This window comes from Pseudomonas sp. NFIX10 (assembly GCF_900111955.1).
In the GTDB taxonomy this organism is placed as follows: domain Bacteria; phylum Pseudomonadota; class Gammaproteobacteria; order Pseudomonadales; family Pseudomonadaceae; genus Aquipseudomonas; species Aquipseudomonas fluorescens_AA.
Genome location: NZ_FOKH01000011.1, coordinates 107,033 through 127,648 on the forward strand (window position 1 = coordinate 107,033; position 20,616 = coordinate 127,648).

Here is a 20,616-nt window from a genome sequence, read left to right on the forward strand (position 1 = left end):
AGGTCTTGTGTGCTTGCCAGAGGGTTTTGTGTCGCTTAGAGCTCCTCGGCCAACTGCTCGATCCGCTCCTGCCGTTCCGCCTGGCTCAACCGCGCATGAGGGTTCAGCGACGACCACTGCGGATGCGCCCGGGCCTTGTTCAGGGCGTCGGGCAGCTTGCCTTCGCGCCAGGTCTTGTCCTGGGGCGTGGCGATGCGGATGCTGTCCATCGCCGCGTGGCCGCGCAGGTTGAGGGCTTGCAGCAATTGTCGTTGGCGCAGGGCCAGCAGGCGCAGCACGCCATCGTCCACCGTCAGTTCCCGTTGCCCCTTGAGCTTGCCCATCAGCCGGTTGCCGTAGCTGCGGGCGGTTTGCAGGGTGCCGCCGACAATGGCCCCGGCCAGGGCAGCGGCACCGAGGGTCAGGCCACCCACCAGCAAATCCACGCCAGCACCGGCCGCCGCGCCTGCCGCGATTCCGCCGCCGACGCGTACGCCCAGCTGCTTGAGGGTTTCGGGGTTGAACAAATCATCGCCCCAGCGTCCGTCGAGCAGCGGCAGGTCGCTGGCGGCAGCGTCCTGGGAGCGGAACGCGTAGAGCTTGAGCAGGGCTTCGACGCAGCGCTGTTCGCGCTGACGCACCGCGTTGCGCAGCTCACTGATGGCCTCGCGTTCCAGCTCTGCATCACTGGCCACGCTACGTCGGCAGGCGGCGCAGTCGATCAGCAATTCGGCGATCAAGCGCGCCGCGCTCTGCTGGCGGGCCAGGCGTTGGGCCTGTTGATCGGCGACCAGTCGTTCCAGTTGCCCGCGGGCGCTTTCCAGCAACAACGCGAGGCTTTCATACAGGCGCCGCTCGCCGTCCTCGGGCGGGGCGACGCTGTCGAAGCGCACCAGGGCGTGCAATCCCAATCGCGCCAGGGCTTCACGCCAGTCGGGCTCGCGATGGTGGGCGCTGCTGACGAAATTCAACACCGGCAGCAGCGGTTTGCCACAACTGGCGAGGACTTCCAATTCATCGCGGTACTTGGCCAGCACCGGCTCACGGGCATCGATCACATACAGCCCTGCGTCGCTGGCGAGCAGTTGCCGCAGCACTTTGGCTTCCTGTTCGAAGCGTTGCCGCGCCTCGCTGCCCTTGAGGAAGCGAGCCAGGCGCGCCGGGCCGTCCAGGCGTTCGCCAGGGCGCTCCAGGCGCTCGAGATAATCGAGCAGGGCAATGGCGTCTTCCAGGCCCGGCGTGTCGTACAGCTCCAGCAGCGCTTCGCCGTCCACCGACAAACGTGCGCCCTCGACGTGCCGGGTGGTGCTCGGACGGTGGGACACCTCACCGAAGCCGACGTCGCGGGTCAAGGTACGCAGCAGTGAAGTCTTGCCCACGTTGGTGTGGCCGACCACGGCCAGCTTCAACGGCTTCATGGGTTCAGTCATGGCCGGTCTCCAGCCAGTTCAAGGGCATGCAGTCGGCGAAGGGCAGTTGCAACTGGTGCAGTGCGTTGTGCCAGTCGCCCAGGCGCTCGGCGTCCAGGGCTTCGCCGAGCGGGGCCTGCAACAGCCAGACGCGGGTGGCGCTGGCGCTGCGGGCCAGCTCGGCGATCAGCGCCAGGCTGCCCCGGTCTGGTGAACGGCGTGGGTCACAGGCAATGGCCAGGCGTGCGGGCGGAAAGCGCGACAGTTGCTCCAGGAGTTTGTGGCGCGACTCGCGGCTGTCGAGGATGCCGGCGCTTTTCACGGTGTCGGGCAGTTTGGGCGGCCAGGGCCGATCATCCAGTTCGATCGCCACCAGCAGCGCGCCGTCGCTGTCCATCGCGCCGACGGCACTTTCGATGGGGTGCAACTGCGCGGGCGCGGCGTCGTTGACGCCCAGGCGTTCGCTGCTGGGCATCAGCCGTTCACGCAATTGGGCGTAGCCCGGCAGGTTCAAATCCAGGTGCAACGCGGCGCGACCGCGTCGCCAGCGCCACAGGCACAGCAACGCCAGGCCCAGGCGCGGCAGCACACCATAGACCAGCAGCACGCCGACCAGCCAGGCGGCCCAGGCCTGGCGGGCGCTCTCGATGTCCAAGGCGCCGTCGCCGCTGGCGCGGATCATCTCCACGGTCGGCACACTGAAGCCCAACAGGGCAGGCAGCGCGCCGAGGCCTCGGGTCATGGCGACGAAGGTCTCGCTGCCGAGGAGGGTGGTTTCCCAGACAAAGCCATAGCGCCGGGTCGCCATCAGCATCAGCAGGATGACCAGCGTACTGAGCATCGCCAGCAGCCACACGCCATTGACCAGCGCACCGAGGGCCCAGCGATTGAGTTTGTGCCGTTGCAGCAACAGCAGCAGGGCCGGTGCCAGTTGGGCGGCCTTGGCATCGCGGGCGAGTTTTTCGCTGAGCCACAGCCACAGGCGCCCCAGCGCGGCACCTTGCTCGCCCGCGAAGATCAGGCCCAGGACCCAACCGACGAGCAGGATCAGGTTCAGCCCCAGAAGACTGCCCAGGGCCCAGAACACATTGACCGGTGCTTGCCCATCGCCGAGGGCGGCGAACCCGAGGCCGGCGCCGCTGACGATGGCGAGCACCACCAGCACGATCAGCGCCAGGCGCGCCCCTTGCAGCCAATGGCGCAGGGCTTGGGTGAGGCCATCGCGCTCGGCCAGCCAGCGGGCGCGGTGGCGGATGCGGGTGGAAAGATCGCCGCCTGCCGCGCGGGCCAGGCGATTGGCTTCCTGGTCCTCGAGGGGGCCGGCGTGTTCTTCACGCAGGCGGATCGTCTCGGTCAACCAGAGGTTCTGCAGTGCTGTCACGGGGGCTTCCGTTGCTCGAATGAGGGTTGAGCATAACCGCTGTGATGCCTGTCGGGGTACGCCGGGCCTCTGGTATCCTCGCAGCCATGAAAAAAACTCTTCCCTTAAGCCTGATCGCAGCCCTTGGTGAAAACCGTGTGATCGGCGTCGACAACAGCATGCCCTGGCACCTGCCGGGGGATTTCAAATACTTCAAGGCCACCACCTTGGGCAAGCCGATCATCATGGGACGCAAGACCTGGGATTCCCTCGGCCGACCGCTGCCCGGGCGCCTGAACATCGTGGTCAGTCGTCAGCCGGACCTGGTGCTGGAAGGCGCGGAAGTGTTTTCCACCCTGGAGGCCGCGGTGGCGCGGGCCGAGGCCTGGGCACTGGAGCAGGGCGTCGATGAGCTGATGTTGATCGGCGGCGCCCAGCTGTACGCCCAGGCCCTGGCACAGGCGGATCGACTGTACCTGACCCGCGTGGCGCTGAGTCCGGAGGGGGATGCCTGGTTTCCGGACTTTGATTCGACCCAGTGGGCGTTGGTCTCGAACCAGCCGAACCCGGCGGAAGGTGACAAGCCGGCCTACAGCTTCGAAGTGTGGGAAAAGCTTTAAAAGCATCGCGAGCAAGCTCGCTCCCACACTGGATTCTTGGTGAGCACACGCTCTGCGATCACCGCAAACCCCCTGTGGGAGCGAGCTTGCTCGCGATAGCGATCCAACGGGCACTCCCCTTCAAGCGTGCACCAACTCCCCATGCTCCTCGGCATCGAGCAAGGCCTTGTCAGTCTGCTGCATCACCTGGCTGGTAATCGCCCCGGCGGTGATCGAGCCACTGACGTTCAACGCCGTACGGCCCATGTCGATCAACGGCTCGACGGAAATCAGCAAGGCCACCAGCGCGACCGGCAAGCCCATGGCCGGCAGCACGATCAGCGCGGCGAACGTCGCGCCGCCACCGACCCCGGCCACCCCGGCTGAACTCAACGTCACGATCGCCACCAGCGTTGCGATCCAGACCGGATCCAGCGGGTTGATGCCCACGGTCGGCGCGACCATCACCGCCAGCATGGCCGGATAAAGGCCGGCGCAACCGTTCTGGCCGATGGTGGCGCCGAACGAGGCGCTGAAGCTGGCAATCGCCCGTGGGATGCCGAGGCGGCTGGTCTGGGCTTCGATGCTCAACGGGATGGTGGCCGCGCTGGAGCGGCTGGTGAAAGCGAAGGTCAGCACTGGCCAGATCTTGCGGAAGAAGCGCAACGGGTTGATCCCGGCAGCGGACACCAACAGGCCATGGACCACGAACATCAGCCCCAGCCCGAGGTACGACACCACGACAAAACTGCCGAGCTTGATGATGTCCTGAAGGTTGGAACCGGCCACCACCTTGGTCATCAGCGCCAGCACACCGTACGGCGTCAGCTTCATCACCAGGCGCACCAGGCGCGTCACCCAGCTTTGCAGGGTGTCGATGGCGTTGATCACTTTCTGGCCTTTCTCCACGTCATCCTTGAGCAACTGCAACGCCGCGACACCGAGGAACGCGGCGAAGATCACCACGCTGATGATCGACGTCGGCTTGGCCCGCGCCAGGTCGGCAAAGGGGTTCTGCGGAATGAATGAAAGCAGCAGTTGCGGGATGTTCAGGTCGGCGACCTTGCCGGCGTAGTCGCTCTGGATCACTTGCAGGCGCGCCAGTTCCTGGGTGCCGGCCACCAGGCCTTCGGCGGTGAGGCCGAACAGGTTGGTCAGGCCGATGCCGATCAGCGCGGCGATGGCGGTGGTGAACAGCAGCGTGCCAATGGTCAGGAAGCTGATCTTGCCCAGGGACGAGGCGTTGTGCAGGCGGGCCACGGCGCTGAGGATCGACGCGAAGACCAACGGGATTACGATCATTTGCAGCAATTGCACGTAGCCGTTGCCCACCAGGTCGAACCAGCCGATCGAGGCCTTGAGGACCGGGTTGCCGGCGCCATAAATCGTGTGCAGGGCGATACCGAACACCACGCCGAGCACCAGTGCCAGCAACACTTTCCTGGCCAGGCTCCAGGTACTGTGACGGGTTTGCGCCAGGCCGAACAGCAAGGCGAGGAATACCAGCAGATTGAGGATCAGCGGCAGATTCATCAAAAGAGCTCCATCAGACTTGTGCCAGTCGCCTGAAGCCGCGACTGCGAACCGGGGAGCCTAACAGCCTGATAACTAATGAATTAATACTAAAAAAGCATGTAGATTGTCGTTTATGGAATAAGGCAGTGACGTTTACGGATACGCGGCTGGCGTGATCAAGATGTAAGCGGTCGCCCACAGGCGAGGACTGTCACAAGCATTTGTTAGCGTCGGATTCTTTGAACCCGGGAGAAATGCCGATGAAACTCGCACCTCGTTTTCTCGCTGTCGCCTTGAGTCTTGGCCTGGCCGGCCAGGTGTTCGCCACCGAACTCAAGCACTGGCCGGCGGAACAGGCCAAGGCCCTGGACGCGATGATCGCGGCCAACGCCAACAAGGGTAACTACGCGGTGTTCGACATGGACAACACCAGTTACCGCTACGACCTTGAGGAATCGTTGCTGCCGTTCATGGAGAACAAGGGCCTCATCACCCGGGAAAGCCTGGACCCGTCCTTGAAGCTGATGCCGTTCAAGGACACGGCCGATCACAAGGAAAGCCTGTTCAGTTATTACTACCGCCTGTGCGAAGTGGACGACATGGTCTGCTACCCGTGGGTGGCCCAGGTGTTCTCGGGCTTCACGCTCAAGGAGCTCAAGGGCTATGTCGATGAGCTGATGGCGTCCGGCAAGCCGGTGCCGACCACCTATTACGATGGCGACAAGGTGGTCCAGTACAACGTCAACCCGCCGAAAGTCTTCACCGGCCAGGCCGAGCTGTACAACAAGCTGATGGAAAACGGCATCGAGGTCTATGTCATGACCGCCGCTTCCGAAGAGCTGGTACGCATGGTCGCCGCAGACCCGAAATACGGCTACAACCTCAAGCCGCAGAACGTGATCGGCGTGACCATGTTGCTCAAGGACCGCAAGACCGGCGAACTGACCACCGCCCGCAAGCAGATCACCGCGGGCAAATATGACGAGAAGGCCAACCTTGACCTGGAATACACGCCTTACCTGTGGACCCCGGCGACCTGGATGGCTGGCAAGCACGCGGCGATCCTGACGTACATCGACGAATGGAAAAAACCGGTGCTGGTGGGCGGCGACACGCCGAGCAGTGACGGCTACATGCTGTTTCACGATGTGGACGTGGCCAAGGGCGGCATCCACCTGTGGGTCAACCGCAAGGACAAGTACATGACCCAGATCAACGGCATGATGGCCAAGCACGCCGCGGCCCAGGCCAAGGAAGGACTGCCGGTGACGGCGGACAAGAACTGGGTGATCGTCAAGCCGGAAGATATCCAGTAAGCCCCACCCCCTTGTGGGAGCGAGCTTGCTCGCGATGGCGTCGTGTCAGTAGCATCCTTGTTGGCTGACACACCGCCATCGCGAGCAAGCTCGCTCCCACATTCGATTGTCGGTGTGCTCAGGATTTGCGCTCATCGCAAAAAAATGCCCCGCACTTGGCGGGGCATTTTTTATTGCAACGAACGACGCTTACAGGCCGTCAAGCATCGCCTTGTTACGCACCGCACCCTTGTCGGCGCTGGTGGCGAGCAGGGCGTAGGCCTTGAGGGCTGTGGTGACTTTGCGCGGACGCACTTCCACCGGCTTCCAGCCCTTGTTGTCCTGTTCGATGCGGCGCCCGGCCAGTTCTTCGTCGCTGATCAACAGGTTGATCGAGCGGTTCGGAATGTCGATCAGGACCTTGTCACCATCGCGCACCAGGCCGATGGCACCGCCAGCCGCCGCTTCCGGCGAAGCGTGGCCGATGGACAGGCCCGAGGTGCCGCCGGAGAACCGACCGTCGGTCAGCAAGGCGCAGGCTTTGCCCAGGCCTTTGGACTTCAGGTAGGACGTCGGGTAGAGCATTTCCTGCATGCCCGGGCCGCCTTTCGGACCTTCGTAGCGAATGATCACGATGTCGCCGGCCTTCACTTCGTCGGCGAGGATGCCGCGCACCGCGCTGTCCTGACTTTCGAAAATCTTGGCGTTGCCTTCGAAGACATGGATCGACTCGTCGACGCCGGCGGTTTTCACCACGCAGCCGTCCAGGGCGATGTTGCCGTAGAGCACGGCCAGGCCGCCCTCCTTGGAGTACGCGTGCTCGACGCTGCGGATGCAGCCGTTTTCACGGTCGTCGTCCAGCGTCTCCCAGCGGGTCGACTGGCTGAACGCGGTTTGCGTCGGGATGCCCGCCGGGCCGGCCTTGAAGAAGTGATGCACGGCCTCGTCGGTGGTCTGGGTGATGTCCCACTTGGCGATGGCCTCGGCCATGCTCTTGCTGTGCACGGTCGGCAGGTCGGTGTGCAACAGGCCGCCACGGGCCAGGGAGCCAAGGATGCTGAAGATCCCGCCGGCGCGGTGCACATCTTCCATGTGGTACTTCTGGATGTTCGGCGCGACCTTGCACAGTTGCGGCACATGACGGGACAGGCGGTCGATGTCGCGCAGGTCGAAATCGATCTCGGCTTCCTGGGCGGCGGCCAGCAAGTGCAGGATGGTGTTGGTGGAACCGCCCATGGCGATGTCCAGGGTCATGGCGTTCTCGAACGCCTTGAAGTTGGCGATGTTGCGCGGCAACACCGACTCGTCGTTTTCGCCGTAGTAGCGCTTGCACAGCTCGACGATGGTCCGGCCGGCCTGCAGGAACAACTGCTCGCGATCGCTGTGGGTGGCCAGGGTCGAACCGTTGCCCGGCAGGGCCAGGCCCAGGGCTTCGGTCAGGCAGTTCATCGAGTTGGCGGTGAACATGCCGGAGCACGAACCGCAGGTCGGGCAGGCGCTGCGCTCGTATTCGGCAACCTTCTCGTCAGAGGCGCTGGAGTCGGCGGCGATCACCATGGCATCGACCAGGTCGAGGCCGTGGCTGGCGAGCTTGGTCTTGCCCGCTTCCATCGGGCCACCGGAGACGAAGATCACCGGGATGTTCAGGCGCAGGGCGGCCATGAGCATGCCTGGGGTGATCTTGTCGCAGTTGGAAATGCACACGATGGCGTCGGCGCAGTGGGCGTTGACCATGTATTCGACGGAGTCGGCGATGATCTCGCGGCTCGGCAGCGAATACAGCATGCCGTCGTGGCCCATGGCGATGCCGTCGTCCACGGCGATGGTGTTGAATTCCTTGGCAACGCCGCCGACGCGTTCGATTTCCCGGGCAACCAGTTGGCCGAGGTCCTTGAGGTGGACGTGGCCGGGTACGAACTGGGTGAAGGAGTTGGCAATGGCGATGATCGGCTTCTTGAAGTCGTCATCCTTCATCCCCGTGGCACGCCACAAGGCACGGGCGCCGGCCATGTTGCGGCCATGGGTGGATGTTTTCGAGCGGTAATCAGGCATGGAGCACTCCGGGCGGCTAATCAGGTACTTATCAGGTATCAATGGGGAAGTGAGCTTCTGTCGACGTCTGGAGCACCCGGGTTTGGCCGTGTGTCCGGAAGTGGCCGATGACTTTGCAGGATCGCTGCGCGCCTCGGCATGAGCTCATAAACCCGCCGGGGATGAATGGCGATGAATGCCACGATTCTACACCGCTGGCGCCAGGATGAAATGACGCAAAGCGCTGATCGGGCGCCAATGTCGTGCACGGGATGACGACTGGCAGGGTTCAGCCGGCCAACAGCCCCCTGTCACGCTGCCGGACCAGGGCATTGAGCGCCAGCCCCAGCAGGCTGAGCAGGACCAGGCACAGGGCCAGGGTGAGTTGCAAGTCCAGCGGGGTGAGGCTGATCGCGGCACTGGTCAGCCCGCCGACGATGAAGATCAGCACACTGCCGGCGGAGGCGGATGTGCCGGCCCGCTCGGGAAATCTGTTCATGGCTTGGGTGTGGGCGGCTGCGCGGGCAATGGTCGTCCCGGTGGTGCACACGATCATGGGCAGCAACAGGGTGGTGACTGACAACCCCAGTTGATTGGCAAGCCCCAGCATCAGCAGGCCTGCGGCGAGGATCAGGGCCAGTCCCGTGATGATTTGCGTCTGTGGATCGATTCGATTGCTCAGCACGGACGCTACCGCGCCCCCGCCGATGTAGGCCAGCCCATAGCCCAGCAGCGCCAGGGAAAAAGCCTCGGGGGAGAGGCGCAACTGGTCGATCAGGACCAGCGGTGAAATGACGATGAACGAAAAATGGCAGGAAAAGGCCAGCGCCGAGGTTAACCAATAGGCCATGAAGCTGAAGTCGCCGCAGACCTTTCGATAGGATGCGATGAAATCCAGGCGCCTGGGTTGGCTGTCTGCCACAGGGCGTTGAAGTAAATGACTGGCGCTGATGAACGCACCGATGGCCAGGGCAATGAACACCAGGAAGCTGCCTCGCCAGCCCATCCAGTTTTGCAGCCCGGTGCCGGCCAGGGGCGAAACGGAAATGAAAATCCCCCCGCAGGTGACCAGAAAGATCCGCAGGCGCTGCTGTTCCCGACCGGTGAACAGGTCTTGGATCAGCGCTTGGGACAGCACGAAGCAACCGCATCCCAGGGCCTGGACGACACGCAAGAACAGAAAGGCCCCGTAACCGTCGGCGAGCACGCAACCGGCGGCTCCAACGGCGGAAACGGCGATCCCGATCAACAGCAGGGTTTTTCGTCCCATGACGTCGGAGAGCGGGCCGACCAGCAGCTGGGAAAGGGCAATCCCTATCGCGAACAGGCTGACAGACAGGGCAATGTCCGCGGATGAGCGTTCAAAATGCTCGGACAAGGCGGGGAACGAGGGCAGCACGACATCGATGGGAAAGACGCCGAGCAGTGTCAGCGTCAGCAACAAGCCGACGGTGGCCGGTTTGCGGGCAGCCGGGCGATTTTGCGGATCAGTCATTGACGAGGTCCAAGACGTACCTGAGGGGGCGCTTTCAATCCTAATGCGTCATGTCCGCCGGGCGCCGGGGAGATTGAGTAGGAAGGTTCTGGTAATTGCGTGGGAGTTCTCCTGTGGACTTATTTCAGACGTGCAAAAAAAATCGCAGCCGAGGCCGCGATCAGAGTGCGATTCGAGTGCGCGGGGCGCAGCGCTACGGCACTGGCCCCGCCCGGTGTCAGCTGTTGGGCAACAACCGGCAGGTGATGCTCTTGATGTAGCGGGTCTCGGCGATGGCCGGGTGTACCGGGTGGTCTGGCCCCTGGCCGCCGCGTTCGAGCAGTTGGATGTTGCGGTCCAGATGACGGGCGCTGGTCAGCAGGATGTTTTGCAGGTCGTCTTCGGGCAGGTGCATCGAGCACGACGCGCTGACCAGGATGCCGTCCTTGCTGAGCAGGCGCATGGCTTGCTCATTGAGGCGGCGATAGGCGCCTTCGCCGTTCTTCAGGTCTTTCTTGCGCTTGATGAAGGCCGGTGGGTCGGCCACGATCACGTCGAAACGTTCTTCGCTGGCCTTGAGCTCCTTCAGGGCCTCGAACACGTCGCCTTCGATGCAGGTCAGCTTCTCGGCGAAGCCGTTCAACGCGGCGTTGCGCTCGACACCGTCGAGGGCGAAGGCCGAGGCATCGACGCAGAATACTTCACTGGCGCCGAACGCCGCGGCTTGCACGCCCCAGCCGCCGATGTAGCTGAACAGGTCCAGCACGCGCTTGCCCTTGGCGTACGGGGCCAGGCGGGCGCGGTTCATGCGGTGGTCGTAGAACCAGCCGGTTTTCTGGCCTTCCATGACCGGCGCTTCGAACTTCACGCCGTTCTCTTCCAGGGCCACCCATTCCGGCACCAGGCCGAACACGGTCTCGACGTAGCGGTTCAGACCCTCGGCGTCACGGGCCGCGGAGTCGTTCTTGAACAGGATGCCGCTGGGCTTGAGCACCTGGGTCAGGGCGGCGATCACGTCGTCCTTGTGGGCTTCCATGGTGGCCGAGGCGATCTGCACCACCAGGATGTCGCCGAAACGGTCGACCACCAGGCCTGGCAACAGGTCGGAATCACCGTAGACCAGGCGATAGAACGGTTTGTCGAACAGCCGTTCGCGCAGGGACAACGCCACGTTGAGGCGATGCACCAGCAGGGACTTGTCCAGCGGTAGCTTCACGTCACGGGACAGCAGCCGGGCGCAGATCAGGTTGTTGGGGCTCATCGCAACGATGCCCAACGGCTTGCCGCCGGCGGCTTCGAGGATGGCTTGGTCGCCAGCCTTGAAGCCATGCAGGGGCGTGGCGGCCACATCGATTTCGTTGCTGTAGACCCACAGGTGGCCGGCGCGCAGGCGACGGTCGGCGTTGGCTTTGAGGCGCAGGCTAGGCAGGGACATGACGTCGCTCCGGAAAAAAGAGCGGGAGTATACCGTGTTGCAACCTTGGCGGGGCTTGCGCTGGACATGTGGCGAGGAAGCGGGCGCCCTCGCCACGGTATCGAGCAGGCTTCAAGCGGACAACGCGCTGAGCAACTCGCGGTTGAACGCCGGGATGTCATCGGGCCGGCGACTGCTGATCAACGTGCCGTCCTTGACCACTTCCTGGTCGACCCAGTTCGCGCCGGCGTTGACCAGGTCATCCTTGAGGGTCTTGTAGCTGGTCATGGTCTTGCCCTTGACCAGCCCGCTCGACGCCAGCAACCAGCCGCCATGGCAAATCACCGCAATGGGCTTGCCCGCCGCCTCGAAGCCCTTGACCAGTTTCTGGGCGTCGGGATCGATGCGGATGGTGTCGGAGTTCTGCACGCCACCGGGCAGCACCACGGCGTCGTACTGCTCGACATTGGCGGCCTTGAAGGTCAGGTCGATCGGGAAGTCGTCGGCCGGCTGGTCATGGTTCCAGCCTTTGACCTGGCCTTCGCGGGCCGAAACGATGTCCACCTTGACGCCGGCCTGTTCCAGCGCCTGCTGGGGGCCGGTCAGTTCGGCCTGTTCAAAACCGTCGGTCACCAGGATGGCGACACGTTTGTTGTTCAGGAAACCAGACATGGAAAAATCTCCTCAAGCTGAGTGGTCGGGCTGCCGACTCAAGCCTGTATGCAGGCTTGGCTGTCGGCCCTGTAAAGTCCGAAGCCGATGCCTGAAGGAAAGTTCCGCCGATCTACCCGGCGGTGTATCGGATCCATCTTTAAGGGTTAGAATCCCCGCCTGACCCAGAGTGTGCACTCATGTCCAAAGAACTTTCCGCCGAACAGATCCAACAGTCCCTGCAAGGGATCAGTGTGCCGCCCCAGCCGCAGATCATGGTGGATCTGCAGATGGAGCAGTACATGCCCGACCCGGACCTGGAGACCATCGCCAAGTTGATCTCCCAGGACCCGGGGCTCTCGGGAGCCTTGCTCAAGATCGTCAACTCGCCCTATTACGGCCTGCGCAACAAGATCACCTCGATCCAGCGCGCGGTGAACCTGCTGGGCAGCCGTTCGATCATCAACCTGATCAATGCGCAGTCGATCAAGGGTGAGCTGCACGATGACACCATCGTCACTCTGAACCGTTTCTGGGATACGGCCCAGGACGTGGCGATGACCTGCCTGACCCTGGCCAAGCGCGTCGGCCTGGAGAACGGTGACGAAGCCTATGCCCTGGGGTTGTTCCACGATTGCGGCGTGCCGTTGATGCTCAAGCAGTTCCCCAACTACATGAGCGTGCTGGAGGAGGCCTACGCCAATGCCAGCGCCGAGTGCCGGGTGGTGGACACCGAGAACCGTGTGTTCAACACCAACCATGCGGTGGTCGGTTACTACACTTCCAAATCCTGGCGCCTGCCGGATCACGTCAGCCAGGCGATCGCCAACCACCACAACGCCCTGGCGGTCTTCAGCGACGAGTCTTCACGCAATAACAGCCAGCTGAAAAACCTGCTGGCGATCCTGAAGATGTCCGAGAACATCTGTGCGTCCCACCGGGTGCTGGGCAACCAGGCCGAAGACCACGAGTGGGATAGCGTCGGGAGCCTGGTGCTCGACTACATCGGTTTGTCGGAATACGACTTCCAGACCCAGAAACAGGAAATTCGCGACCTCGCCTCTCGTTGAGTGCGCGGCGTCGCCTGACGCGAGAACCTCATGCCAGAACTGCCGGAAGTCGAAACCACCCGTCGCGGTATCGCGCCCCATCTTGAAGGCCAGCGGGTCAGTCGCGTGGTGGTCCGTGACCGCCGCCTGCGCTGGCCGATCCCGGAAGATCTCGACGTGCGGCTCTCGGGCCAGCGCATCGTGCAGGTGGAGCGGCGGGCCAAGTACCTGCTGATCAATGCCGAGGTCGGCACGTTGATCAGCCATCTGGGCATGTCCGGTAACCTGCGCCTGGTGGAGGTGGGCATGCCGGCCCTCAAGCACGAGCACGTGGACATCGAGCTGGAGTCCGGCCTGGCCTTGCGCTACACCGACCCGCGGCGTTTCGGCGCGATGCTCTGGAGCCTCGACCCACTCAATCACGAGCTGTTGATTCGCCTCGGTCCCGAGCCACTGACCGACCTGTTCGATGGCGAACGGCTGTTCCAGCTGTCGCGGGGGCGTTCCATGGCGGTCAAGCCGTTCATCATGGATAACGCGGTGGTGGTGGGGGTGGGCAATATCTATGCGACCGAGGCGCTGTTCGCCGCCGGGATCGACCCGCGCCGGGCCGCCGGAGGTATTTCCCGGGCGCGTTACCTGAAGCTGGCGATCGAGATCAAGCGCATCCTCGCCCATGCCATCGAGCGCGGCGGCACCACGTTGCGGGATTTTATCGGTGGGGATGGCCAGCCCGGCTATTTCCAGCAGGAGCTGTTCGTCTACGGCCGGGGCGGGGAATTGTGCAAGGTCTGTGGCACGGGACTGCGGGAAATCCGCCTGGGCCAGCGCGCCAGTGTCTGGTGCCCACGCTGCCAGAGCTGATTCGTCCGACGGTCTATAGTCAGTAGTCATATTGATTTAGCCGAAGGATCGCCCGATGAAACCGCTTCGACCTGTCGTTCTAGCGCTGCTGCTGAGTGTCGGTTTGCCTGCCCTGGCAAACAGCGGCAGCGGCGACCCGCGCTACACCATCCAGAATCCGCCGGCCTTCGCCATGCTCGGCGACCTGCTGATCGCCCGCCCGCTGCTGCTCGCCGCTACGGTGATCGGGGCTGGGGCATTCGTGGTGTCGTTGCCCTTTACCGCGCTGGGCGGTGGGGTCGGCGATGCGGGGAAGGCATTGGTGGTGGACCCGGCCAGGGCCACGTTCGTGCGGTGCCTGGGGTGTGTGGGGGAGGGGTTTGAGCGGCAGGAGTGAGGCCAGGCAACTGAATCTTGGTGCTGCTGATGGCCTCATCGCGAGCAAGCCCGCTCCCACAGGGGGCTGCTGTGTTTACACCATTCGTGCCTGAAGCAAAGCTCCTGTGGGAGCGAGCTTGCTCGCGATGGGGCCTGTGGGGCCGCCCAAAAGCTCAATCCTTGCCAGTAATCCTGCGATATTTCGCCATCAACTGCTCTTCAGTCTCCGGATGAGCCTCGTCCAGCGGGATGCAATCCACCGGGCAAACCTGTTGGCACTGGGGTTCGTCGTAATGGCCGACGCACTGGGTGCACAGGTTCGGGTCGATGACGTAGATTTCCTCGCCTTGGGAAATGGCCTCGTTCGGGCATTCGGGTTCGCAGACGTCGCAATTGATGCAGTCGTCGGTGATGATCAGGGACATGCAGGCTCCTGCCGGGGCGTTGGGCCCGGGCATCTGAAAACGTATGGGCGCAATTGTGCCGCATTGGCGAGCGCAGTGCACGCGGGCGCGATGGACTGCGCTGCGCTGCGAGGTGGCTCGCAGCGCCTGCCGGTCATTTCTTGAAGCGCAGTGTCAGCGCATCGGCCACGGCCGGGTGGACAAACTTGGTGATATCACCGCCCAACGCCGCGATTTCCCGGACCAGGGTCGAGGAAATGAAGGAATAGCGCTCCGACGGCGTCAGGAACAGGCTCTCGACGTCCGGTGCCAATTGGCGGTTCATGTTGGCCAGTTGGAACTCGTACTCGAAGTCCGAGACCGCACGCAGGCCGCGCAGGAACACATTGGCGTTCTTTTCCTTGGCGAAGTGGGCCAAAAGCGTCGAGAAGCCGACCACTTCCACGTTGGGCAGGTGCTTGGTGACCTCGCGGGCCAGTTCCACACGTTGCTCCAGCGGGAACAGCGGGTTCTTCTTCGGGCTGGCGGCGACGGCAATGATCACGTGGTCGAACAGGCGCGCGGCGCGTTCGACCAGATCGCCATGGCCCTTGGTAATAGGGTCGAAGGTACCTGGGTACAACACTCGGTTCATCGCGTCGTCCTGGCGGGAGTCCGTTGGGGAGTCGGATGGTATCGCAGCCTTCTCGGTCGGCCAAGTCGGCTGTTGGATAAGAAAGCACTATAGACGCTGCGAATAATCCGGATATTCATGGGTTTTTCAGGCGTTCGGCCAGGGCTGTCGCCAATTGTGCGGTCAGCCCGTACACCGATAATTGCGGGTTGGCGCCGATGCTGGTGGGGAACAGCGAGCCGTCATGGATCGACAGGTTGCCCAGTTGGTGATGGCGACCCAGGCTGTCGGTGACGGCGGTTCTCGGGTCTTCACCCATGGCGCAGCCACCCATCACGTGGGCGCTGCCCAGGCGCGTGCGGTACAAGGCCAGGTCAAGCCCGTCGATCAGCGTGCGGGCCTCGGCCAGGGTCTTCACGTAGCGGGCGTCGCTGTGCAGGGGCATCACCGCCTTGGCACCGCCAGCGAATTGTATTTCGGCCATGCTGTGGAAGGCCCGGCGCAAGCCGTCCCAGGTATAGGGCGAAACGGGGTAGTCGAGCACGGGCGCGCCATCGCTACGCAACTCGACGCGGCCGCCGGGGCTGTCCGGGTGAAAGCCGTCGCGCAGCAGCGCCAGCATGGCGTGGGTGTGAGGCAGCCGGGACATGTGTAAGGCGTTCTCGGGGCCGAACCCGCCCAACAGCGTGGCGGCGAGCGCCGGGTGCAAGGGCGGGACTTCGAGCTTGTAGGACATCTTGCCGGTGGTTCCGTCCTGCCATTGGAAGTGATCCGAATAAATCGATTGCGGCGCACCGTAGAACGGGTTGATGACCTCGTCGAATTGCCCGGCGGACATGTTCACCAGGTGCAGGAAGGTGCGCTTGCCCACACGTTCGTGCGGGTCTGGCGCAGCGGAGCGCAACAGCAGGCCGGGACTGTTGATGCCGCCGCCCGCCAGCACGTAGTGCCGCGCCTTGATGGTGATGCGCCGTCCGCTGGGCGCCACGCAACGCTCGTCCATGGCCTGGCACTCGAGGCCGACGACGGCATCGTTCTTGATCGTCAGGCGCTCGGCCCGCGCCAGGTAAAGCAGCGCGCCACCCTTGTCCAGTGTGGCCGGGATGGTGGTGACCAGCATCGACTGCTTGGCGTTGGTCGGGCAGCCCATGCCGCAGTAGCCCAGGTTCCAGCAGCCGCGGACGTTGCGCGGGATGACGTGCCAGGCGTAGCCCAATTGTTCGCAGCCTTTGCGGATCACGTCGTTGTTGGCGTTGGGCGGAACCAGCCACGGTGCCACGCCCAGGCGTTGTTCCATCTGCGCAAACCAGGGCGCCATTTCAACGCGGCCGTGACCCTTGACGTTGTGCTCGGCGGCCCAGTGATCGAGGGTCTGGTCGGGCGTGCGGAAGCTGGAGGTCCAATTGATCAGCGTCGTGCCACCGACGGCCCGGCCCTGGAGAATGGTGATGGCGCCGTCCTTGCTCATGCGTCCGAGGCCTTCCTGGTACAGGCTGCTGTAGGCCTGGTCTTCGAGCAGCTTGAAGTCATGACTGGTCTTGAGCGGCCCTTCCTCGATCAGTAACACCCGGTAGCCGGCAGCACTGAGGATTTCCGCCGTGGTGCCGCCACCGGCACCGCTGCCGACGATGGCCACGTCGGCTTCCAGGGTCAGGTCCTCGGTCAATTGCGTGCCGTTGTAGGTGGTCCAGCCACGGGCCAGGCCTTCGCGGAAGGGATCGGGTACGGGCATGTTCTGGGCTCTCTTATTGTTTTGAGGTAGCGATAGACCCTTTGTGGGAGCGAGCTTGCTCGCGATAGCGGTGTGTCAGTCAATCGATCGGTGGCTGATGTGACGCTATCGCGAGCAAGCTCGCTCCCACAGGGGGTGGTTCTGAATTGGTCAAACCGTTGGCGGCCCCGGATACCCGCAATGCGCCCAGGCTTCGGATTGGGTGTACCAAGCCATCATCACCAATTGCAGCAACGAGCAGTGACCTTGCTGTAGCAGGTCCAGCGAACTGTTTTCCCACCGCGCGAGGAACTGGCGGATGTCATCGGCGCTGGCGTTTTCCCATGCGCCCCAGATCCCGGTCAGTGGCCCGCGGGTCACGCCCAGCGTGAGCACATCGAACAACTGGTGCGTGAGATCGAGCATGGCGGGGGACAGGTGGGCCAGGCTTCTGTCCAGGCTGCCCAGGGTCGCGTCAATGGCGGCAGGCATCTGCCCGGCGGTCACTGCGCCGTCCAGCATCACAGGGATGACGGCGCGTAAAAACGCCAGGTCGCTGTCGCGCAGGGCCTCCAGGCCGACGGCCGGCTGGCTTGGCGAGCAACCGCTCAGGCTGGCGCCCAGCCCGACGGCGGCCAGGAAGGCGCTGGCGCCGAGGCTGAATTTCAGCAGGCCGCGCCGTGACAGCGCGGGAGTATCGGTGAGGCTGGCGTTCATGATTGTGATCACCCGGGCAGACACGCGTCAGCGGACAAACAGCTTCTGAATCAGTTTCTGCAAGGGTTTGCCGTAGGGCGGATAAATCAGCTTCGCCGCGTTGAATCGCTGTTTGGTCAGCACGCCCTTGGCCTTGCTGAAGGTCAGGAAGCCCTCATGCCCGTGGTAATGCCCCATTCCCGAGGGCCCGATGCCGCCGAACGGCATGTCATCCTGGGCGACATGCAACAGCGTGTCGTTCAGGCAGACGCCGCCGGAATGGGTTTCGTGGAGCACGCGATGCTGTTCGGCCTTGTCGTAGCCGAAGTAGTAGAGCGCCAGCGGGCGGGGGCGCTGATTGATGTAGGCAAACGCCTGGTCCAGATGGTCATAAGGCACGATGGGCAGCAGCGGGCCGAAGATCTCGTCTTGCATGACGGTCATCTCATCGTTGACGTTGAGCAGCAGGCTGTGGGCCATGCGGCGGCCCTGGCCTTGCTCGAACAGCTCGATCAGCAACGCGCCCTTGCCAGTGGCGTCGCTGATGTAGCCATTGAGCCGCGCCAGTTGTCGTTCGTTGATGATGGCGGTGTAGTCCGGGTTGTCCGCCAGGGTCGGATAAAACCTGCGCACCGCCTCGCGATACGCCTCGACGAACTCACCGACGCGGTTCTGCGGCACCAGCACATAGTCCGGGGCGACACAGGTTTGCCCGGCATTCAGGGTTTTGCCGAAGGCAATGCGTTCAGCGGCGTCCTTGATGGGGACATCGACCGACACGATGGCCGGCGATTTCCCACCCAGCTCAAGGGTGACCGGGGTCAGGTTTTCGGCAGCGGCCCGCATGACATGCTTGCCGATGCTGGTGGCGCCGGTGAACAACAGGTGATCGAAGGGCAACTTGGAAAACGCCATGCCGACCTCCGCCTCGCCGAGCACCACGCACACCAGGTCCTGGGGGAAGACCCGGGCGAGCAATTGCTTGAGCAGCAAGCCGGTCGCCGGTGTCGATTCGCTGAGCTTGAGCATCACCCGGTTGCCCGCCGCCAACGCCCCGACCAGCGGCCCGATGGCCAGGAACAGCGGGTAGTTCCACGGCACGATGACCCCGACCACGCCCAACGGCTGATGGATCACTTTGGCTGAGGCCGGTTGAAAGGCCATGCCCACCTTGCGTCGAGAGGGTTTCATCCAGTCCTGGAGGTGCCGGCTGGCGTAATGGATGCCGTGCAGGCTGGGCATCAACTCGGCCAACAGGGTTTCGTCGGCGCTGCGGTGGCTGAAATCCTGGCTGATGGCGTCGATCAAGGCTTGTCGTTCGTTGCTCAATACCTCGCGCAGTGCCTTTAGCCATTGCCGACGCTGTTCGGCCGGTGGCATTGGGTGGGCAGCGTAGGCCTGGCGCTGGGCATCGAAGAGCGACCGCAGTTCGTCCAGTTGTTGTTGAGACTCGTGCAGGTAGGCAACGTCGGCAGGCATCGTCAGGCACCGGATGTTATTAGAATGAGGGTTTTCTAGAGCTTATACTCTAGAAAGTCAATGGCATCCGCAACGGCTTTGGGTTTTTCCTGTGACCGATAGGTCGTAAGATGCCGATCAATGCCTTCGTCGAATTAAAGCCCAAACCATGGCCCCACGAATGAAAACCAGCGAGCGCATCGTGCAAAACAGCCTCGAGCTGTTCAACCAACAGGGTGAGCGCAGCGTCAGCACCAATCACATCGCCGCCCACATGGACATGTCCCCGGGCAATCTCTATTACCACTTCCCCAACAAGCAGGCGATCATCGCCGTGCTGTTCAGTGAATACGAGAACCTGGTGGACAGCTTCCTGCGTCCGCCCCAGGGCCGGGCGGCCACGGTGGATGACAAGCGCTTCTACCTGCAGGAACTGCTGGCGGCCATGTGGCGCTATCGCTTCCTGCACCGAGACCTGGAGCATCTGCTCGACAGCGATCCGGACCTTGCGGCCCGCTATCGTCGGTTTTCCCAGCGCTGCCTGATCCACGGCACCGCGATCTACGAAGGTTTCGTTGCCGCCGGCATCCTGAAGATGGACCGGGTGCAGATCGAATCCCTGACCCTCAACGCCTGGATCATCCTCACGTCCTGGGTGCGATTCTTGTGCACCACGCGGGAAAATTTCAGCCACCTGAGCGAGCAGGCCATCAAGCGCGGCGTCTATCAGGTGCTGGTGCTGGAAGCCGGTTTCGTGACCGATCAGGCCCGCGAAGCGGTGGATGCACTGTTCAAGGAATATTACGTCCCCCTGGCCCAGACCCTCGAGGAAGGGCAATAGGCCGATCCCCGACTTAGCCACAGGAGCTCACCATGCCCATCGCGCAACTCATCAGCCCCGAAGCCCTCGAACAACGGCGATCACGGCCCGGGCTGGTCATCCTCGACTGTCGTTTTGCCCTGGAAGACCCCGATTACGGCCAACGCAGTTATGCCGAGGGCCACATTGCCGGGGCGTCGTTCGCGGACCTTGAGCGCGATCTGAGCGGGCCGGTGACCAAAGGCGTGACCGGGCGCCATCCGCTGCCCGAGCCCGAGGCCTTGATCGAGCGCCTCAGGGCTTGGGGGCTCGATAACGACAGCGACGTCGTGCTGTACGACGACGGCCCCGGCGCTTATGCCGCGCGGGCCTGGTGGTTGCTGGCCTGGCTGGGCAAGCGCGATGGCGTGTCCATCCTCGACGGTGGGCTCAAGGCCTGGCATGCCGCTGGTTTGCCTTTGAGCCTGGATCCGCCGCAGCACAGTCGTGGGACTTTCACGGGGGCGCCGGATGCGAGCTTGTTGATCGATGCGCAAGCGCTGCAACAACGCCTCGGCGAATCGGCCATGACCCTGCTGGATGCCCGGGCGTTGCCGCGCTTCAAGGGCGAAGTCGAGCCGATCGACCCGGTGGCCGGGCATATCCCGGGCGCCCAGTGCGCAGCGTTCACCGACAACCTGGGCGCCGATGGACGCTTCTTGCCGACCGCCCAGCTCAAGCAACGCTTTGCCGAAAAACTGGGCGAGCGCTCGCCCACCGAACTGGTGGCGTACTGCGGCTCCGGCGTGACGGCGTGCCATAACCTGTTCGCCCTGTGCCTGGCCGGGTATCCCTTGGGGCGGCTGTACGCCGGCTCGTGGAGTGAATGGATCAATGATCCCCTGCGGGGCGTGGCGAAGGGCGAATAGCTCATCCCC

The 20,616-nt window shown here is 63.5% G+C and carries 19 protein-coding genes; 7 read left to right on the plus strand and 12 right to left on the minus strand.

The annotated features are described in order from the left end of the window. Nucleotides 1–35 precede the first annotated feature (35 nt). Nucleotides 36–1,409, minus strand: a complete 1,374-nt coding sequence (locus BM321_RS12615; RefSeq protein ID WP_092442735.1) for a GTPase/DUF3482 domain-containing protein — start codon at nucleotides 1,407–1,409, stop codon at nucleotides 36–38. After that, entirely contained in the window at nucleotides 1,402–2,769 is a 1,368-nt protein-coding gene (locus BM321_RS12620; RefSeq protein WP_092442736.1) for a DUF2868 domain-containing protein, read from the minus strand. Before BM321_RS12620 ends, BM321_RS12615 begins: the two co-directional genes overlap by 8 nt. Nucleotides 2,770–2,855: 86 nt before the next feature. Here BM321_RS12620 and BM321_RS12625 point away from each other — a divergent pair, with 86 nt between their 5' ends. After that, nucleotides 2,856–3,368, plus strand: coding sequence for a dihydrofolate reductase (locus tag BM321_RS12625; RefSeq protein ID WP_092442737.1), 513 nt, complete (start codon nucleotides 2,856–2,858; stop codon nucleotides 3,366–3,368). A gap of 120 nt (nucleotides 3,369–3,488) precedes the next feature. On the opposite strand, the gene BM321_RS12630 is transcribed toward BM321_RS12625, so the two are convergent. Next, the gene (locus BM321_RS12630; protein WP_092254381.1) at nucleotides 3,489–4,880 is read right to left on the minus strand and encodes an L-cystine transporter; all 1,392 of its coding nucleotides are present in this window, start codon (nucleotides 4,878–4,880) and stop codon (nucleotides 3,489–3,491) included. A 242-nt stretch (nucleotides 4,881–5,122) separates the two neighbouring features. Between BM321_RS12630 and BM321_RS12635 the strand changes: the two genes are divergently transcribed. Next, the gene (locus tag BM321_RS12635; RefSeq protein ID WP_092442738.1) at nucleotides 5,123–6,178 is read left to right on the plus strand and encodes an HAD family hydrolase; all 1,056 of its coding nucleotides are present in this window, start codon (nucleotides 5,123–5,125) and stop codon (nucleotides 6,176–6,178) included. 189 nt (nucleotides 6,179–6,367) lie between these two features. Here BM321_RS12635 and ilvD read toward each other — a convergent pair whose 3' ends face one another. From ilvD to BM321_RS12655, 4 genes are all read right to left on the minus strand, one after another. Further along, nucleotides 6,368–8,209: a dihydroxy-acid dehydratase gene (gene ilvD / locus BM321_RS12640; protein ID WP_072405931.1), complete on the minus strand. Its 1,842-nt coding sequence runs from the start codon at nucleotides 8,207–8,209 to the stop codon at nucleotides 6,368–6,370. Between the two features lie 268 nt (nucleotides 8,210–8,477). After that, entirely contained in the window at nucleotides 8,478–9,683 is a 1,206-nt protein-coding gene (locus BM321_RS12645; protein ID WP_092442739.1) for an MFS transporter, read from the minus strand. A 217-nt stretch (nucleotides 9,684–9,900) separates the two neighbouring features. Then, a complete protein-coding gene (locus BM321_RS12650) occupies nucleotides 9,901–11,097 on the minus strand; it encodes a class I SAM-dependent rRNA methyltransferase (protein WP_003206543.1) in 1,197 nt (398 codons plus the stop codon). Between the two features lie 111 nt (nucleotides 11,098–11,208). Beyond that, nucleotides 11,209–11,748 carry a type 1 glutamine amidotransferase domain-containing protein gene (locus BM321_RS12655; protein WP_092442740.1) on the minus strand — a complete coding sequence of 180 codons (540 nt, stop codon included), beginning with the start codon at nucleotides 11,746–11,748 and terminating at the stop codon, nucleotides 11,209–11,211. A gap of 233 nt (nucleotides 11,749–11,981) precedes the next feature. Between BM321_RS12655 and BM321_RS12660 the strand changes: the two genes are divergently transcribed. The 3 genes from BM321_RS12660 to BM321_RS12670 are packed head-to-tail and all read left to right on the plus strand — an operon-like array spanning nucleotide 11,982 to nucleotide 14,016. Then, on the plus strand, nucleotides 11,982–12,797 hold the full coding sequence (locus tag BM321_RS12660) for an HDOD domain-containing protein (RefSeq protein ID WP_175534942.1): 816 nt from the start codon (nucleotides 11,982–11,984) through the stop codon (nucleotides 12,795–12,797). A 30-nt stretch (nucleotides 12,798–12,827) separates the two neighbouring features. Further along, nucleotides 12,828–13,640, plus strand: a complete 813-nt coding sequence (gene mutM, locus BM321_RS12665) for a bifunctional DNA-formamidopyrimidine glycosylase/DNA-(apurinic or apyrimidinic site) lyase (protein WP_053188961.1) — start codon at nucleotides 12,828–12,830, stop codon at nucleotides 13,638–13,640. Between the two features lie 55 nt (nucleotides 13,641–13,695). Next, complete coding sequence (locus BM321_RS12670; RefSeq protein WP_060740179.1) at nucleotides 13,696–14,016, plus strand: hypothetical protein; 321 nt, start codon at nucleotides 13,696–13,698, stop codon at nucleotides 14,014–14,016. A gap of 154 nt (nucleotides 14,017–14,170) precedes the next feature. On the opposite strand, the gene BM321_RS12675 is transcribed toward BM321_RS12670, so the two are convergent. The 5 genes from BM321_RS12675 to BM321_RS12695 form a co-directional block, all read right to left on the minus strand. After that, the gene (locus BM321_RS12675; RefSeq protein WP_016489663.1) at nucleotides 14,171–14,422 is read right to left on the minus strand and encodes a YfhL family 4Fe-4S dicluster ferredoxin; all 252 of its coding nucleotides are present in this window, start codon (nucleotides 14,420–14,422) and stop codon (nucleotides 14,171–14,173) included. Nucleotides 14,423–14,555: 133 nt separating this feature from the next. Further along, entirely contained in the window at nucleotides 14,556–15,035 is a 480-nt protein-coding gene (gene coaD, locus BM321_RS12680) for a pantetheine-phosphate adenylyltransferase (protein WP_003177462.1), read from the minus strand. A 115-nt stretch (nucleotides 15,036–15,150) separates the two neighbouring features. Continuing rightward, entirely contained in the window at nucleotides 15,151–16,746 is a 1,596-nt protein-coding gene (locus BM321_RS12685) for a GMC family oxidoreductase (RefSeq protein ID WP_092442742.1), read from the minus strand. 150 nt (nucleotides 16,747–16,896) lie between these two features. Further along, on the minus strand, nucleotides 16,897–17,442 hold the full coding sequence (locus BM321_RS12690; protein ID WP_092442743.1) for a twin-arginine translocation pathway signal protein: 546 nt from the start codon (nucleotides 17,440–17,442) through the stop codon (nucleotides 16,897–16,899). Between the two features lie 27 nt (nucleotides 17,443–17,469). Further along, nucleotides 17,470–18,900: a coniferyl aldehyde dehydrogenase gene (locus BM321_RS12695; RefSeq protein WP_092442744.1), complete on the minus strand. Its 1,431-nt coding sequence runs from the start codon at nucleotides 18,898–18,900 to the stop codon at nucleotides 17,470–17,472. Nucleotides 18,901–19,048: 148 nt separating this feature from the next. Between BM321_RS12695 and BM321_RS12700 the strand changes: the two genes are divergently transcribed. Together BM321_RS12700 and BM321_RS12705 are read left to right on the plus strand one after the other, a co-directional pair. Further along, complete coding sequence (locus tag BM321_RS12700) at nucleotides 19,049–19,720, plus strand: TetR/AcrR family transcriptional regulator (RefSeq protein WP_060740184.1); 672 nt, start codon at nucleotides 19,049–19,051, stop codon at nucleotides 19,718–19,720. 32 nt (nucleotides 19,721–19,752) lie between these two features. Beyond that, a complete protein-coding gene (locus BM321_RS12705; RefSeq protein WP_092442745.1) occupies nucleotides 19,753–20,607 on the plus strand; it encodes a sulfurtransferase in 855 nt (284 codons plus the stop codon). The last annotated feature ends 9 nt before the right edge of the window (nucleotides 20,608–20,616 follow it).